This window comes from Peribacillus sp. NJ4 (assembly GCF_030348345.1).
Classification (GTDB): Bacteria; Bacillota; Bacilli; order Bacillales; family DSM-1321; genus Peribacillus.
The window spans coordinates 75,905-92,947 of sequence record NZ_JAUCFQ010000007.1; the positions used below are offsets into that span (position 1 = coordinate 75,905).

Sequence of the window (17,043 nt, forward strand, 5' to 3'; positions counted from 1 at the left end):
ATATGACATTAATTCAAATATTTTTTTACAAAAATTAATTTCTACCTTTGTTTTAGTTGCATTATCAAAAGGAAAATTTTAAAATCCATTAATTTTATATATTTGTAAGAGATAATGTAGCCTAGAATAAATGTGATTTTACTTTTCATGTAGACTGTTTGTTCCATTTATCATGAGATCACGACCAAGACTTTGTAATCCATATAAATAATCCTGTTTCCAATCACTCATTGTAAGCGATGGAAGATGTTCTGACGGGATATATTTTGAGCTACCTACGGCAATTTTGTCTAATATAACTTTTTCAACTTCATCGTTACTAAAAATGATGGTATGAGGGTTAATGATAGCTACAAACGAGGCTACTAACCTGCTAATTGCATCAATCTCATAATCCTCACAAATAGTTACTTTTTTAGGTCCATTTCCATTTTCCAAAGCTTGTCGAAAATTTCGGTCATTATACTGAGGGACGAATGAAACCTCTCCTGAGAAAAAAGTACTTCCTCGCACCACATCGCCATTTATCATAATTCCTGCACCTGGGCCATTTTGACCAGAATACAAATATATAAGGGATTGCTTGTCCTTAATTCCCCTATTATTGTGATATCCAAGAACAGCAGCATTCATATCGTTCTCTACTACGACAGGTATAGAAAATTGCTCCTCATAATATCCTTTTAAATCAAAATTTTGAAACTGCTCGTATCCTGGTATATAAAAAATCCGGCCACTATCAACCGAACCAGGAACGCCTATTGCCATAGAATTGATTTTCGAATATTTAGTCATTATGTTTTCAATGCACGTAGTTAATAAATTTAAACCATCATCCATTAATACACTCGGCGCTTTTCCTTGTTCCTTTACTTCTCCCACACAATTAAAAATTGTATAATTCGTCTCTGTTTTCTCTAGAAATATTGCCAGACCTAACATATGCTCGGGATTGTATCTATATCTTTTTGCTCTTCTCCCACCACTAGAACCGTCTAAACCGACTAAAATAATTTCCCCATCCTTCTCCATCTGTGCTAGGAACTTACTTATAGTCGGGAAACTAATTCCTAATGTATGGCTGAGTTCAACTTTTGTTGCACTTCCAAGTTCTAAAAGAGTTGTACGAATACCACGAAGGATTATCTTCTTAATAGATTTTGGAGTAGCTACTAACTCATTCACTAGATTCACCACCTAAAAATATAAACTTATTAAAGAATTTTAATAAGTTACGGTGTTAATATAACATATACAAATTTGTTTTTGTATTATCCTGCCCCGTTAGTTTAAATACATTTCTTCACAATCTTTATAGTGACCTTAACATAAATATCCAATAAAAAAATCATCTCACCTATAAGAAATCTATAGAGGAGAGATGATTTTGATCGAACTGTATTATAAATTATCAATCTTTATTATAAATAATCAAACTTTTTTACAAAGCTACAGATCGTAGTTTTTTTATTTTTTCTTGCTAAATAGCTAACTGTTTCCAAAAAGTAAGTTGGGTCTTTTGAACCAGAAAGGTATATTTTTAACTATAAAAACTATGACAAAATTTTTCCGTTTTTCCTTTTTGCCTACTTGCTAAATTCAGCCAGTAAAATATTTTTAAAAGGATTAGGACTGTTATCTCTACCCAAACTGTTCAAACTGACGGCCAACGTATGCTTGCCTCCAAGTGTACCTCCAGCAATAGTAGAAAACCCTAGAATGCCACCTGTGTGTCCCCATATCGAGACACCGTTTGGAAGCTTAGTTTCAAATATTCCAAGACCATATCCATCAATTCCTGCTCTTCCTGTAGGAACTGTAGTAAGCATTTGTTTTAGTTGCTGTTCCTTCAGTAATTTGCCACCAAGTAAGGAAGAGAAGAATTTATTTAAGTCATCAGCAGTAGAAATCATATCTCCAGCCGAGCTACCTGCACTTGGGTTATAATAAGTAACGTCTTTTATCTCACTTGCTTCGTCTGGTTGGGAATATCCCCGAGCATGCTTGGTACCTGGAATAACGCTTGAATTGCCAGGTAGGAATGTATCCGACAATTCAAGCGGTTCAATAATCCGATTTTCAATCTCTTCCGCGTAGCTGTTTCCGGTTACTTTTTCAATAAGAATACCCAGTAATACGTATCCTGTGTTTGAATAAGACCAGCCCTTTCCTGGGACAAAGTCTGGGGGCAGAGAAATACCCATCTTCACTATTTCTTCAGCCGTATACGATTTTTTTGTATCCATAAAATCAGCGTCTTTTGACCTTGAGTATTCAGCGATACCACTTGTATGATTCAATATCTGCCGGATGGTAATCTGATTACCATTATATCCGTTTCCTTGAATGACACCAGGCAACCATTTTTCGATGGAGTCGTCTAGATTCAAGCGGTTCTCTCCAGCTAATTGAAGTAGAACCGTTGCGGTGAACGTCTTTGTCACGCTGCCAATGCGAAAGCGAAAACCTGTTTTCATTGGTTTCTTGGTGCTCAGATTCGCTATTCCAGCGGCATAACCCCACGTTTTTCCATCCTCAGAAGTTTTAGCAAGTATCCCCGGGAATCCAAGTTGCAATGTATCCCGCATTGCTTGCTTGACGGAATTATGATCTCGTTGAGTGCTTGTTTGTAACGAACTAGATACATTTAGAGTGGGCTCTGTTTTTACAATTGAGGTTGGCGATGTGTATAGCAGGGAACTTCCAGTTATTAATAGAGCCAGACTTGTAAATGTAATTTGACTACGTATTTTCATAAGGTATTCCTCTTCTCTATTAATATTGTATAGGTGGTTGCTTGTTGTTCCATATTAATCTCACAGCTATATTTTGCATAAAATGACTATCCTCGTCTTCGTCTGCTTCGTCTTGATACTCATCATTCTCATATTGATTTTCAAGGCTTTTTTATAAGGAAATGTTTCATTTCTTATACATAGGATCTAAATGTAGATTTGAAACAAAGTTTGATTACATTAATACAACCAACCTTGATAAATGAATAAATAGAAAGGGCATGTTTTGAAAAAAGATTAACTAAAACTTGCCCTTTTAATATTTATTTGGATTATTTTTAAATTGATCATTTTTGTGTTCCTTAAACAACTAACGCACCCGTTAGCCATCCATGAATCGCCAAAATCGGCGATTCACCACAAAGAATGAAAATGGTTAGGAAGTGTCAATACTGATACTGACCTTAATCCAGTCAACCCTAATCTATAGACTAATTAATTAACGCTCTCCTCTTTTTTTAAAACGATTGAGCAGGGTCTTCTTAAGAAATAAAAAAGACCTTATTCAGGTCCCGAAGATTGCGATTTATTTAAGAATTCTCTAATTTCATCAATAGATATACCTAACTCTCGGGCATATAATATCAATTCTGCCCATTCCTTATCTAAGCCTTTTTCGATAAATAAAGAATTTGACATGTTCACTCTCCTGATTTTAGATGTCCCAATCTTCTGATAGGATTATCTGGAGTTAATACCTGATTTTAAAATTACTATACTTTTTAAGTATGTTAAACAAAATCTATTAGACTTTTTGTACCTTTCAACATTAATTCGACTCGAAAAAAGCCAAAGTCCTTAGCGTACAGGTATATGGCTTTTTTTATAGATTAATTTCAATATTTACAAAACTCACTATCAACCACCCAATTTGGGATATTATGTACAATATAAACCATAAATCAGGATTTGTAAATAATTGGTTGTACCCAGTATAGGAAAGTGGACAGATGCACTGTACCCAACCCTCTTGGCCTTGAACAGAATCACATTACGTAAAAAGATGGTCAGTTTTGTACCAAGAAGTAACTTATATTACCATTTTATTTAATGAACTAAACTCCCTCAATAAACTAAACACAATCTCACGATTTCTCTAAATTCTTAGGATTTCATAGTCATATCATTAACCGTTATCTATGTAAGCTCGGCATTACTCCTCAAGGATAGGGATTTATCGAAAAATGTGTATGCTAAACTAGCCGATTATAGGAGAAAATTGGTTTAAGCATTGTTATGATCTCACTTTAGGATATCCACATGTCTCATGGAGGTCTACCCTCCCATGTCTCACAGAGTCGATGCTCCTACATTCCTTCGTTCAACCTTTCCATGAGGTGGATGTCGGTCATGCTGCCCCTTTAGTTCATTAAGCAAAAAGCCACCAAATGGCAGCCTCGGATTTCAAATAACGTACCTATTCAGTTTAGAATTTTCTATTTCGAATTTATGTAATAAACCAGCTTATCAGTCCATCACCAAATTTATATTATTTAATTTTTAACTGGAACTCCTGTGCTTTTACAATATTCCTTTACATACATTCCGTTTGTTATACGTTCATTATATAGCTTATTTGTAATTTAACGGAGCGGAAAAAATGGCTGTTTCAGGAAAAAAAAAAACGCCACTGTTCTTGCATGTGTATTTTTACGAACTACGCTAATAAATTTAACATAATTAAAAACTCAGTTCCTTTCTTACTTTGGAACTGAGTTTGTATCTCGCATTATACATTTTTATTGTAGATTCTATGATTAGCAACTTAATTTATTTGTATTTAGTTCTTCACTCTTATATGTTGTAGAGTTATGATTGGATACTTTATCTCTAAGCACTGTGCATAGTGATTTCTTGTTCCTTTTTTCTTAAAATTTGTTTTCTTAAGAATGGGATTATCCAATGATCTAAACCTATTCTCCCTGCATTAAAGCCTGCGACAAGGATAAATATTTCAATTAAAACCATCTGTGGGTTTGTACTCGTTGCTCCTGAGAACATGTAGGAGAAGTTCATTAGTACTCCCATTAATACAGCAAAAGTTGTAAAAGTGCCTAAAAGTAGTCCAAGTCCGACTAAAAATTCACCCCAGGGAACTAGAATATTGAATATTCCTACATTTGGTAATGCAAACATACCTAGAAAGTCTGCCCACCAAGATTGAACAGATGGGTGTTCACCAGTTACTTTCCCTATTGCATCTGTAATGAATCCAGATGCATCAAATTTCCCACTAGTTATTTTACTCCACCCTGCATTCAACCACTGCCACCCTATAAAAATACGAAGTATTGTTAGCATAAATGACGCGTAAACATTTTCTCTTATAAACTTAACAAACATTATAAAATCCTCCTTTTAAATAAATAGTTATCACTGGTAAACAAAATTTCACAACTGACTTTTATTGTCTTTGGTCCCGTCTATTCCAACAAAAGGATCATCTAGAAAAATCACTGCTCCATTTGGACCTATACCCCCAACCAATTTACCTTGGGCAATTGAAAGCTTACGTTTTTACCGCTTCATTACCATGGTAGGATACAAACAAACTCTTACCCGGAAGTGCGGGCATCATTATAAACCTCTCCTTCGCAAATAATATTTTTCTATAAACTAATAATGTTTACCAAGGGCAACATTAAAAATAAAAAAAAATAAAGTGATTATTTACCACACTTCACTCTAACCACATAATATGCACTGATATAAAAAACTTTCCTCAAGGAAACATTTTAGTCTAAAGGTAAAAGCTTGTCAATTAAAATGGAGCGATTTCCCACCTTTATATTTAAGGGCATAATTTAAAGGAAGAACTGAGGTCTCAAAAACCTCCAGTGTGACTCCTACTGTCCTTGTCCATATTGTGGAACACCTTCAGAACGATAGTTGAACGCAAAAAAGCGTATTATATACGCTTTCTTTGGCTCTGGTTCCCCTTATTTTAGGCTTTGCAGCAATTGCATAAAGAAATTTTATAGTCTTTTTCAATTATATTAGTAAGTTTTTTTAATTACTTGCTACATTTTGATATCTTTCTTCATCCTTTTTTTCATCACAACATTGTATACACTTCGAAATATTAAGTAAATCAATGTTAAACTGGTTGTATTTCCCGAATTTTTTGTCAATATTAGATGATTAATTACCAGATCAGGGTTCATTTAAAACAAATCCTATCCGGTGTATTTACGGCGACAATATGCTCGATTTAGGTATTATTCTTCCAAGTTCCTTGACTCCAAATACCGCTCTAACTTCCTTTTAACCCGTTGAAGTGCATTATCGACCGTCTTTATTTGAACATTAAGTTTCTTTGATATTTCATAATAAGTTTGTCCTTCCAGGTATAAGTCCACAACTCTACTTTCCAACTCACTAAGGACTTCCGCTAAATTTAGTTCAATATCAGAAATTTCTTCTGATTTTATTAGGATTGTGACAGGGTCGATTTGTCTCTGTTCAGGGATTATTTCAATTAGGGATTGTTCCGACTCTCCTTGATAGATAGGCCTATACAATGAAACATAATTATTTAATGGAGAATGCTTTTGGCGAATAGCGGCTTTAACAGCCGTTATGATTTGTCTGGTAATGCACAGCTCCGCAAATGACCTAAAAGACGATTTTTTGCAGTCCTTATAGTCGCGAATGGCCTTAAATAGTCCAATCATACCCTCTTGAAAGACGTCTTCCTTATCTCCACCCGTTAAAAAATAATTCATAGCTTTGGATTGGACAACACATCTGTATTTTTTGATTAAATAGTTCAGTGCATCTTCATCACCATTTTGTATTTTCCCAACCAACATTACATCTTCCATATGAGTATAGTTTTCCACTCGGTTCTTCTCGATGATTACACTCATTTAATTTCCCCCACTCACTAAGTTGAGCACCGACATAAAGGTTGCATTATCACTTCAATGTATTAAAGACCATACAATATAATAATATCTCAGAAATGACGATAAAGATATTCGCAAATATCGACATTTTCCTACAAAAAAACTTATAGTTATTCCTATTAAAAAGTACTGCTCTAAAACTAATTCCATGTAACGTATAATCAATTGATAGCATTTACATCTATAAAAAGGATTATCAGAGGTAAGAAAAGGAGATAAAGAACAATTAGAGTATAATAGTAGGGAGATTAAAAGTTATTGCAATTAGGTTTTCATTGGGAAAAAGGCATTTTTCTTAGCAGAGTTAGATTCATAAGAAAGCTTGATGAGATCAAAAAAAATCCAGATCTATGATAATCTGGATTCGTTTATTCAGATTGGTTTTTTTTGATTACGCTTTATAACGGCTATCCATTTCTTTACCTTACTTATGTTGATTAATTAATGCTTACTTTTGGAAGATTATCTTAATTTATTTTTATTATATTTATCTGGAAACAATAGAGAGAAAACAATTCCAAAGATTGTCTATAGAGGTATACCTTATCCAGATTATTCTACTAATTAATCCATCACTATTGTAGCCACAACACCTAATTGAAGATCGCTCGCGATGCAAGGCAATTTTTTAACATCTTACATTTTTGCGTTTGAACCCAAGCTGCCCTTTATCTACTGCCTTTTGAATACTTTCGGAGGCGAGTAGGAAACTGCTTTTTTTCTTGTCCCGTTTGACCTCTACTGGGCCTACTGCCTTTGCGGTCTCGACCGCCTTTTCATGTAGCGGCAAATATGAAATCCCCACTGTGTATATAAAATTATTCATAGCGTGTTTAGTTCGTTCTGGAGAATCATGAATCATATTTTCCACATTTTCAAGCATATTAGCAATTTTGCTTTCGGAAAATTCACTGTCCGGGAGATTGCCCAAAAGCCAGCAGTAGCAACTCCATCCCGCTGACATTCTCAGCTCTTCACCGCTTGTGATCCATTTATCGGCAACGTCTTGTGCAATATTTGTTTCAGCTAAAGTTACTGCAACTACATAATCGGACAGCATATAAAAATACGCCGCATCCATCCAACGCTCAAAATCCGCCTCTTCCATTGCTTTTGGGTCTGCAATTATGCCTGCAAAGTACATTGCGTCGTAGTTTCCTGTGGCGTAAAGCTGCTCAGCCAAAAGTTGATTGTTCTTTATTTTCTTGGCGATTGGCTTCATAGCGCCTGTAGCCACGCCAAAAAGCGGCTCGTGCGCACCATTGGATTCGTAAATTTTCTTGGTTCGTTCCTTGCCGAGAGCTTCAAGCTCCTGCATAACAATTTGTAAATTCATCGTTTAACACTTCCTTCTTTTTGGAGGTTTTTGCCTCTCAAGATTTAAGCCCATCAAATCCATCCCCATTAACCTATAACAAATATTTACATTTTATAGCTCGAAGGACAAACGCAAATGGGATAGTTATTTAATTATCGACGATAATTTTTGCTCGACCCATTTACTGATACTAATCCCTTCTTGTTCAGCTAAATCAGAAATCGTTTCTAACAAATTATTAGGTAATTCAAAACTAGTTTTTCTATTTGGACTACGTAATATCAAAGTATCATCTTCATGGTGCATTTCTCCATTGGTTAAATACGGTAAGATATCAGCAATACTAATCATTTCTGGCATTAACGGTCTTTCCCCTGCCCGAATGAAGAGTAAAACTGAACTATCTTGCTCTCTCATTCTTACGTTTTCAACACCCCAGTTTTTATATAAATAATCAATGAAGGGATAAAATACAACTTCGTTTTTTGGTACCTGAAGCTCAACATAGCCTTTATAATCTAAAGTAGGTTGGTGGATCGAGTATGATGGCTTTAATGCATAATTTTTAACTCCTTCTTCATACGTCAACCACTTTTGGATATTGGGTAGGTAGAAACCAAATACATTATCTTCATTGCGAACCACACGTGCCTCGGGTATTTTAGTTGAATGAAATCTTTGATACAAAACAATGTCATTTTTTGAATCATAATATTCATATTTTTTTGGTCGCTGTGTTTCAGATGGTTTGAGTGATTTCTCTGCTTCATGATAGGCTGTTTCCGAAATTACATAAGTGATTCTTTCATCACCATACGGGACGGCCTTAGCTTTTATCGAACCATCTTGTATATACTTATAAACACTTTGTACAGATAATCCCAATTTCTTTGCAACATCATTTGGACTCATACCTGTAGGTAAAGATTGCTTTTCATACACTAATTGATCGACTTCCGTTTTTTCATATCGTGCCTCTTTATGTAATCGATGTGGATCCAGAATTTTAATGATTTTCTTCTGTTTTCCATAATGATAGACAGTTGCCTTGGATACTCCTAATAAATCAGCTACTTCTTTTTGTGTATACCATTCCACTTTATCCTCCTCCCATCCTTCTTGATTAACCGTTAATTTTATTGGAAAATCTCGTTGGGTCCCATTCGTCAATTCCTCATGATACAAGACTGCTTCCGCCTCGCCAAATTTTACACGATATTGGAGACGTGGGTATTCGATTACTTCCAAAATCACTCCTTCTTTTTTTTCAAATTGTTTAAAGTAGTAAAAACTCTCTGCGTCTTCTTCTTCCGTACATGTTTGAAGAACATAAACAGATTCCCCAATTTCATAGGATGTAGTTTGTGTGTTTTTTTCATGGTTTAGTTTATTCATTATTTGTCTATTTACCTTTCATATCTTATCTTTAATTGTTATATGTCTATCTATCTCATGATTAACTATTTATTTCATATATCTATCATAATATATAATATTAATTTAAATAAGTATAATTTTAGATTCATCTTATATTTACCATTATAAATTTATTATTTAAATCTTACATTATTATTATAATTTTTGAATCTACTTATATAGTTAATTAAGGTTTACATAAATAAATATAGAATTTATTTAGGTTTTCCATAATTAATTAACTCTTGTAGTTTGATATAATGTAATGAGTAACCATAAAAAAGAAAAATAATAAATATATACTTTATATTATTGGTAGGTGGATTATAAAAGTGAGGGATACAGGTATGCATGAACTGATAGATAAAACGAAAGAGATTCAGAGCAGTGCATGGAAAAAAAGTCTTTCAGACATTTCGATCCACACGTTACAAGAACGATTAGATACGGCAGAAAAGGATGGGCATCATCCTTTTTCAGACTTTAACGATATAGACATGCTACAGTGGTTTCTTAAACGGCGAGAGCATTTAAAACGGCAACATGAAAAGTCCACCCGCACCGTCCAAGCCTATGAGCGAGAACTCATTCAATTTATTGAACAATTACTCACTTATTCGGCGGAAATCAATGTGGACTTGCAAAAAGTTGTGGACGGTTCCCTTTTTAAATCTCTATCTACCCGGCACATTCGGAGATATCAGGAATGGTTATCGGAAAAAAGTCCTTATGTCTTAACAAAAGGAGCGTATTCGGTTGCCACATTATCCAGAAAGACAACCATCATCAAGAGTTTTTTGAAATTCCTGTTCGAAGCGGGCTATATCACTGAACCCATACATGAAGGTTTCTTTAAAATAAGTATTCGTAAAGATGATCGTCCTAACCGTGATTTGGGACCAAAGGAAGTCATTCAGCTACTTGATTACTTCAGGGAAATCAACCACCCCATCGTTTTTTCGATTATTCATATTCTAACGATGACAGGCATGCGTAATGAAGAGTTTACACGACTCCGAGTCAAGGATCTTCAATATGATTCCATTACCAGCACGTACTTTTTAGAGGTTCTAGGTAAAGGAAATAAAAAAAGGCAAATACCATTGAAAGAAAAAGGAATGAATAGTATTCGAATGTTCCGTTCAGCTAGAGGAATCGACGGTATAGACGCAGCAGAAGGAGACGACCCGCTCTTTACGACCAATACCGGCCGTGCCTACTCTCCCTCTTATTTGTCTCAATACATAACAAAAGCCATTAAAGAGAGTGGATTGCCTTTTTTGAAGTTTCGTTCTTCTTCCATAGGTCCTCATACATTTAGGCATGCTTTCGCCATCATTTCTCACTTAAATGGAGTCGATGTCTATCAGATAATGAAGAGTCTGGGCCATGAGCAGCTATCCACTACAGAAATTTATTTGGAAAAGGTTTTTGAAAAAGAACGCCATGCGATTCATTTGTGGAAATCAGATGTATTTGGGGAGTATATATAATAGAAGAAAGTCGTCATATTCAGAGAAGTTTTTGCTGATTTTTGGATTCCAATTGGATGGCACGCCCTTTAAAGATCCGTTTCGATAATGGTTGAAAGATTGAAGATATAAAAAAAACTTCCATACCTTGCAAGTAGTTTATTCAGACGTCTATACAGACTTCCAAATCAATTATTAAAAAATTATTAGGTAAATTGAAAAAAGTCTTATAAGGCTCTTATGACCAAAAGAGATGATGATTAAAATTGTTACATCCAATTTACGGTATTACTTAGCCACTTCTTTTTATAAAGAAATAGAAGATCAAAAGAGGGACCAAGTCATTCTGATGACTTGACCCCCCATTTTTAGAATAATCACTTATTGTAAACCAAAACTCAGCATGAATTGCTACCAACCGTCGATAAAAACCAAATTGGCTTAAATGCTCCATGAACGAAACCTTTTATAAAGCCTTTATGTTTTCTTGGATGATTCTTGAGATAGCTTTAAAATCATACTTATGGTTAACGACATCTACAACAAAATTTTGTTCTTCTTCTATTCCCATTATCCATTGATAATGATTGATCTTCAGAAACATAATAAGGGAAGCGAGTGCTGTCCTCTTGTTTGCGTTGTGGAAAGCATAATTTTTTGAAATGGATTCGAAAATGCTGCAGCCTTTTCATGAATAGATGGGTAAGCATCATTCTCGAAAACAGTTTGTCTGGGTCTGTTCACTGCAGAATCAAGGAGACCGGGATCTTTCACTCCGATTTGTTCAGTAGGGGAATAAACTTTTATTTGAATGGCATTGATAGCAATAATTTGATTAGTGGAAAGATAGATAATATCCAACGCCATATTATCTATCCACCAATCCCTTGAATGCTTCGTCATGTTCTTTAATAACATCTGATAACATTTCCATAAATTCTGCATCTACACCTTTAGGCAATTTCACATTTTTATTCTTCCTTAAAATGATTTCTTCACCCTTGAACTCAACCTCTAATTCGTCTCCAAAAGCTAAATTTGCAGTTTTCAACATTTCCATTGGAAACGTAATACCCAAGCTATTGCCGACTTTAGTTAATTTCCTAATAGCCATTATTCATTCCTCCTTCAAAATAAGTTATAATTGTTATAACATTAATCGTTATTGTTTATACTACTTTTATCTTAAATTTGTTATTTTTAGTCTACGATCATTCAAATCCATTTTTTTACTCCTTTCTTATTTTTTCGTCTTATTCTTTAATAAACGTTCGTAAAAGTGGATGTAAAACCACGAACGTCCATAAATCATTTTCCATCTTTAACGAACGTTAAAATATGGGATATTATTAAAAAAGAACCGTTCGTAAAAGTGTACTTTTACGAACAGTAGCAACAATGCTATATAACCTCCATTTTAGAAATTTTAAACTCAGGGAGTTCCAACCTAGAGATAAACCTGCTTTCCACTAATTAGGGAAGGGAAGAGAAGAAGGAAGGACACAGTTCGGAATAGTAGATTTCCATGTTTAAAACAAGTGAAGGACTCCAAAACAGTGAAAAAGTCCAATTTTTTCAAAACAACAATATAACCTCAAAAAAAAAACGAGCATTTAGAATTGCTTCTAAGGCCCGTTTCATGAAAAAGTCCAGCTCTTCAGCAAGCATTGCGAAAACTGAAGAGCTGGACTTATCATAAGGTAAATTATTTCACTTCTACCCAGCTTTTTTTAATAGCTAGAACAACAGCTTGTGTACGGTCGTTTACATTCATTTTTTGAAGAATGTTACTCACATGGTTTTTTACTGTTTTTTCACTGATGTATAAAGTTTCGCCGATGGCACGGTTGCTTTTTCCGTCTGCTAAAAGTTGAAGAACTTCACACTCGCGTCGAGTCAATAGGTGACGCGGTCTTCTGATTTCTACAGCATGCACTGAATCACGATCAGCCCCCTCTTCAGCAGCTAAACGGCGATATTCTTTGACTAGATTATGGGTTACCTTTGGATGAAGGTATGAGCCACCTTCTACGACTACACGAACAGCATCAATTAACTCATCTGCATCCATTTCTTTCAAGAGATAACCTTGTGCTCCTGTTTTCAATGCATGCTGTACATAGTTTTCATCATCATGAATCGATAAAATGATGACTTTCGTTTCAGGGTAACGGTTTACAAGCATTTTAGTCGCTTCGACACCGTTCATATTCGGCATGTTGATATCCATGATAACAACATCTGGTTTGTGTGTTTTAACAAGATCCATAGCCTCGCTTCCGTCATCGCCTTCGGCAACAACATCAAAGGAGGATTCAAAATCTAATATACGCTTAACGCCTTCACGGAAAAGCTGATGGTCATCGATAATGGTGATACTAGTCTTCAACGGCTTCTTCCTCCTAATTTATTTAAATGCCTATTCTTATTCTCAAAAATTTGTAAATGATAGGGAACTTTTATAAACACCAAAGTGCCTGCCCCTGGTTGTGAATCAATCTTCATTTCGCTTTCAAGTTTATTCTAATAACATAGATTTAATTTATATTATGAACTACATAATAATACGTAAATATACACATCAATTATAAATTTTCATACTCAGTATTATCATGGTTTTCTTTATGCCTTTTTACTAAGAAAGGGCTTACCGTTCCTACCACAATTCCTTGTTTAAATAGCCATTTTGAAAGATTAATCCAGTAATGGCCTGTAAGTTCCATTCCCACGATGGCTGCCTCCAGTTTATTTAATCTTTGAAGCTTATCCATCCATTAACTAGCAAATCCATCTTCATTATTTTCAAATGCAAGTGGATCTCCGACTACAATTCCACGGAAATTCACTGCTCTAGCCACATGTAATTGTTGGGCAATATCCACTCCAACAACAAGGTGCTTATCGGAAATTCTTTCTATACTCACTTCACACTCCTCTCTCTCCAAATTTAATCAATGTAATACTTCCCATGAATATTGAAGTAAGAACAAGATATCTTCAGAATGTCGTATAGTAATTCTATATTTCTATGGGGTTTTTTCCAACACATCAAAATTCACGTAAGATAACATAACATATATATATTGTATTTATTGTAAGTAATATCTAGTTATGATAGTATTTTCATGTGTCGTACATAATTTAATATAGAAGGAGTTAACTAGACATGAACATGAGAAAATATCTAGGAATCACGTTTCTATTAGTTACACTATTATTTTCTGGATCTATCACTGCTATCCATAGCTCAGCAAATAGTAGTCCAAAAGAAGAGAAAGTAGAAGCAGCTTCAACAAATCCCAAGTTAAACAATGTGAAAATTATAGCTACTGGTGGAACGATTGCAGGCTCTGCTACATCCAATACTGACACAACTGGTTATCAAGCAGGTGCACTTGGTGTTGAAACACTAATTAAAGCTGTTCCTGAATTAAAACAAGTAGCAAATGTGAGTGGTGAACAAATCGCCAATATTGGCAGTAACAATATGGATAATAAAACCTTATTAAAGTTGGCGAAACGAATTAATGAGTTATTAAAATCTAAAGACGTTGATGGAATTGTCGTAACGCATGGAACAGATACCTTAGAAGAAACTGCTTACTTTCTGAATCTGGTCGTAAAAAGCAACAAACCTGTCGTAATTGTTGGATCAATGAGACCGGCTACAGCTATAAGTGCAGATGGACCTTTAAACTTATATAATGCTGTAAAAATTGCTGCTAGTAAAGATGCTAAGAACAAAGGTGTTTTAATCTCATTAAATGACCGGATAGGTTCTGCACGTTATATAACTAAAACCAATACTACCATGACAGATACATTTCAATCTGAGGAACAAGGCTATTTAGGAGCAATCGCAGGTAATAAAATATTTTTCTACAATGAACCCACACGTAAACATACAACCAAATCGGTGTTTGATATATCAAAACTAGATAAACTTCCTCAAGTGGACATTATTTATAGCTATCAAAATGATAGTAGATATTTTTACGATGCATCTGTGAAAGCAGGAGCTAAAGGGATCATAATAGCAGGTGAAGGAAACGGTTTAACTTCCGATACTGCTTTTGAGGGTGCTAAAGACGCTGTCAAAAAAGGCGTGATTATTACTCGCTCTAGCCGTGTAGGAAATGGTATTGTTACGAGAGAAAAGATTGACGATGAAAATAATTTTGTTACAGCGGACTCACTTAATCCTCAAAAAGCACGCATTTTGACGATGCTTGCATTAACAAAAACAGATGATCCAAAAAAAATTCAGCAATTTTTTAACGAATATTAATAATTAAAATTAGATTCCTTTATTAACTAAAAGTGAATGAAATATAAAGCATACGATGGTATAAATCACCAACGTATGCTTTTATTAATTTTTAACCATCCCTTGGTTGAATTATTAATTTATATTTATATTTATATTTATATTAATGTTGTATCTCATTCTACCTCTCTAGGGAAAAAAATAGCCTAGATACTAGTAAAAATACCCCCATTTCAATGGTAATTATAGAATGTTTATAAAGGGGTACTTTTACAAACGGTAGCTACAATGCTATACCGCCCATTTCGGAAATTTTATTCGCTAAGAAAATATCAACCTAAAAAGTCGATCTCCTTTACGTTAAGGAATCGTCTTTTTTTACCTTTTCTTAAAGAACTAAACCAGCTAATAGGATGTCAATATCTTTCTCTAAAATTTTCATTTCCCTTATGATATACTATTTTTGTTCATGACAAATAACCCTCCAAAACCCTTTTGGAAGGATTTTTCTCTGTTTCACAAAACCGTTAATCAGGCTAAATCTAGGAATGCTTCTTTTCTCTTTAATAAAGCGTAAATCCAATGAAGAAGTTTATTCATACAGGCAACGATCGCCACTTTGGCTGGCTTTCCTTCTGATTTTTTCTTATCAATGAAAGCTTTAAGCTTTTTGTTTCTTGAACTCCTTATGCCGCATAGCACGGCAAGATACAGGGAATGACGTAGTCTGCTCGAACCTCTTTTAGTAATACGATTAATGGTTGCCGTATACTTACCCGATGAGTGAACACTTGGATCTATTCCAGCGAAGGCAACCAGTCTTTTCGGATGATTAAACCGATCGATTTCACCAATTTCAGAAATAATTGTGGCTGCGATTTTTTCTCCGATACCTGGAATCGATTGGATGATCTTATATTCCTCAATTTCATTTGCCAGGGCCACTATACGATCTTCCAAATCAGAGAGGTGTCCCTGGTAATGAAAAAGCAACTCAATATACATACGAAGATTGATTACGTGACTTTGATACACATTTTTTTGGTATGGATTTCGAGATGCGGAGTCCATTATTTTTTTGGCTTTTTTCCATGCCCATTGACCCGATCGGCTAGGACAGAACTCTATAACACTCTCTGCTAGTTTACTTTCCCCGGCTGTTAACACCACCTCTGAAGTGGGATATTCCTTTAATATCAATAAAGAAACCCTTGAATATAGATCCCCAAAAACCTTCCGGTATTCAGGAAACACTTGATCTAAAATGGTGTGAAACTGAAGTTTAGCTTCCACATACATATTCGTTACGATTTCCTGTTGTCTGGACAAATTCCGAAGGTCTAATAGCTGAATTCCTCTAATTTTATGAGGTTCAAAATCCTCTTTGTAATACAGCACACACAACTGGTACGCATCGATAGCGTCTGTTTTTACCTTCCGTAAACTGGTCTTCTTTGCCTGATAAGAAATAATCGGATTTAGTAAGATATATAGAATCCCTTGTTCCTCCAAGTATTGAATAACAGGAGTATGGTAATGCCCTGTAGATTCTAAAATGACCATAGGCATCTGCCCTGTCACCTCTTCAATCTCTTTTAAAAAGTCTAAAAAATGATCTAATTCCTCTTTGATGTGCTTCATTGAAAAGCTCTTCCCATACGGTTTAGATTGATCTAAAAATGCCTGAACTTGACTCTCTCCTTTTGCCACATCCAGACCAACAACTGGATTCATTGTTTTTCCCTCCTCTACATACTTACCAGTACCCCTAGTCCTCCATGTAGTGTCATAGCTTCGCTTGTTATACGAGATCTACGTCCCAACCAGCCTCAAACATGTTTCTACAAATAGGGGGCGGACTGTTTAG

At 34.9% G+C, this 17,043-nt stretch carries 14 protein-coding genes and 1 pseudogene; 2 read left to right on the forward strand and 13 right to left on the reverse strand.

The genetic code is table 11. The features are described from left to right. Positions 1 to 138: 138 nt before the first annotated feature. From QUF94_RS27930 to QUF94_RS27960, 7 genes are all read right to left on the reverse strand, one after another. Positions 139 to 1,197, reverse strand: a complete 1,059-nt coding sequence (locus tag QUF94_RS27930) for an ROK family transcriptional regulator (RefSeq protein WP_289318896.1) — start codon at positions 1,195 to 1,197, stop codon at positions 139 to 141. A 389-nt stretch (positions 1,198 to 1,586) separates the two neighbouring features. Next, positions 1,587 to 2,756, reverse strand: coding sequence for a serine hydrolase domain-containing protein (locus tag QUF94_RS27935; protein WP_289318897.1), 1,170 nt, complete (start codon positions 2,754 to 2,756; stop codon positions 1,587 to 1,589). 540 nt (positions 2,757 to 3,296) lie between these two features. Beyond that, positions 3,297 to 3,434 (reverse strand): anti-repressor SinI family protein, encoded by a 138-nt coding sequence (locus QUF94_RS27940; protein WP_289318898.1) that lies wholly within the window; start codon positions 3,432 to 3,434, stop codon positions 3,297 to 3,299. A 1,191-nt stretch (positions 3,435 to 4,625) separates the two neighbouring features. Continuing rightward, complete coding sequence (locus tag QUF94_RS27945; protein WP_289318899.1) at positions 4,626 to 5,138, reverse strand: DoxX family membrane protein; 513 nt, start codon at positions 5,136 to 5,138, stop codon at positions 4,626 to 4,628. Positions 5,139 to 6,013: 875 nt separating this feature from the next. Continuing rightward, positions 6,014 to 6,664 (reverse strand): RNA polymerase sporulation sigma factor SigH, encoded by a 651-nt coding sequence (gene sigH / locus QUF94_RS27950; protein WP_289318900.1) that lies wholly within the window; start codon positions 6,662 to 6,664, stop codon positions 6,014 to 6,016. A gap of 667 nt (positions 6,665 to 7,331) precedes the next feature. Then, positions 7,332 to 8,039, reverse strand: coding sequence for a DNA alkylation repair protein (locus QUF94_RS27955; RefSeq protein ID WP_289318901.1), 708 nt, complete (start codon positions 8,037 to 8,039; stop codon positions 7,332 to 7,334). A 126-nt stretch (positions 8,040 to 8,165) separates the two neighbouring features. After that, positions 8,166 to 9,416, reverse strand: a complete 1,251-nt coding sequence (locus tag QUF94_RS27960; protein WP_289318902.1) for a helix-turn-helix domain-containing protein — start codon at positions 9,414 to 9,416, stop codon at positions 8,166 to 8,168. 353 nt (positions 9,417 to 9,769) lie between these two features. Between QUF94_RS27960 and QUF94_RS27965 the strand changes: the two genes are divergently transcribed. Then, positions 9,770 to 10,930 (forward strand): tyrosine-type recombinase/integrase, encoded by a 1,161-nt coding sequence (locus QUF94_RS27965; RefSeq protein WP_289318903.1) that lies wholly within the window; start codon positions 9,770 to 9,772, stop codon positions 10,928 to 10,930. Positions 10,931 to 11,375: 445 nt separating this feature from the next. On the opposite strand, the gene QUF94_RS29005 is transcribed toward QUF94_RS27965, so the two are convergent. The 5 genes and pseudogenes from QUF94_RS29005 to QUF94_RS27985 all read right to left on the reverse strand — a co-directional run. Further along, positions 11,376 to 11,585: a type II toxin-antitoxin system death-on-curing family toxin gene (locus QUF94_RS29005; protein WP_353957829.1), complete on the reverse strand. Its 210-nt coding sequence runs from the start codon at positions 11,583 to 11,585 to the stop codon at positions 11,376 to 11,378. Then, positions 11,504 to 11,776 carry a Fic family protein gene (locus QUF94_RS27970; RefSeq protein WP_353957825.1) on the reverse strand — a complete coding sequence of 91 codons (273 nt, stop codon included), beginning with the start codon at positions 11,774 to 11,776 and terminating at the stop codon, positions 11,504 to 11,506. The genes QUF94_RS29005 and QUF94_RS27970 overlap by 82 nt, the downstream gene beginning before the upstream one ends. Before the next feature lies 1 nt (position 11,777). Further along, positions 11,778 to 12,023, reverse strand: a complete 246-nt coding sequence (locus QUF94_RS27975) for an AbrB/MazE/SpoVT family DNA-binding domain-containing protein (protein ID WP_289318904.1) — start codon at positions 12,021 to 12,023, stop codon at positions 11,778 to 11,780. Positions 12,024 to 12,614: 591 nt separating this feature from the next. Then, a complete protein-coding gene (locus QUF94_RS27980; RefSeq protein ID WP_098373188.1) occupies positions 12,615 to 13,298 on the reverse strand; it encodes a response regulator transcription factor in 684 nt (227 codons plus the stop codon). Between the two features lie 211 nt (positions 13,299 to 13,509). Then, positions 13,510 to 13,854, reverse strand: a pseudogene (locus tag QUF94_RS27985) (IS110 family transposase); the annotation flags it as partial. A gap of 221 nt (positions 13,855 to 14,075) precedes the next feature. On the opposite strand from QUF94_RS27985, the gene QUF94_RS27990 reads away from it, so the two are divergent. Further along, positions 14,076 to 15,197, forward strand: a complete 1,122-nt coding sequence (locus QUF94_RS27990) for a type II asparaginase (RefSeq protein ID WP_289318905.1) — start codon at positions 14,076 to 14,078, stop codon at positions 15,195 to 15,197. A gap of 510 nt (positions 15,198 to 15,707) precedes the next feature. Here QUF94_RS27990 and QUF94_RS27995 read toward each other — a convergent pair. Next, positions 15,708 to 16,910 carry an IS110 family RNA-guided transposase gene (locus QUF94_RS27995; protein WP_289314851.1) on the reverse strand — a complete coding sequence of 401 codons (1,203 nt, stop codon included), beginning with the start codon at positions 16,908 to 16,910 and terminating at the stop codon, positions 15,708 to 15,710. Positions 16,911 to 17,043 lie beyond the last annotated feature (133 nt).

Excerpts from the sequence above, each read along its gene's own strand:
- QUF94_RS27975 (WP_289318904.1), bottom strand. The coding sequence starts at position 12,023 with ATGGCTATTAGGAAATTAACTAAAGTCGGCAATAGCTTGGGTATTACG.
- QUF94_RS27945 (WP_289318899.1), bottom strand. The coding sequence starts at position 5,138 with ATGTTTGTTAAGTTTATAAGAGAAAATGTTTACGCGTCATTTATGCTA.
- QUF94_RS27935 (WP_289318897.1), bottom strand. The coding sequence starts at position 2,756 with ATGAAAATACGTAGTCAAATTACATTTACAAGTCTGGCTCTATTAATA.
- QUF94_RS27990 (WP_289318905.1), top strand. The coding sequence starts at position 14,076 with ATGAACATGAGAAAATATCTAGGAATCACGTTTCTATTAGTTACACTA.
- QUF94_RS27940 (WP_289318898.1), bottom strand. The coding sequence starts at position 3,434 with ATGTCAAATTCTTTATTTATCGAAAAAGGCTTAGATAAGGAATGGGCA.
- QUF94_RS27970 (WP_353957825.1), bottom strand. The coding sequence starts at position 11,776 with ATGGCGTTGGATATTATCTATCTTTCCACTAATCAAATTATTGCTATC.
- QUF94_RS27995 (WP_289314851.1), bottom strand. The coding sequence starts at position 16,910 with ATGAATCCAGTTGTTGGTCTGGATGTGGCAAAAGGAGAGAGTCAAGTT.
- sigH (WP_289318900.1), bottom strand. The coding sequence starts at position 6,664 with ATGAGTGTAATCATCGAGAAGAACCGAGTGGAAAACTATACTCATATG.
- QUF94_RS27955 (WP_289318901.1), bottom strand. The coding sequence starts at position 8,039 with ATGAATTTACAAATTGTTATGCAGGAGCTTGAAGCTCTCGGCAAGGAA.
- QUF94_RS27960 (WP_289318902.1), bottom strand. The coding sequence starts at position 9,416 with ATGAATAAACTAAACCATGAAAAAAACACACAAACTACATCCTATGAA.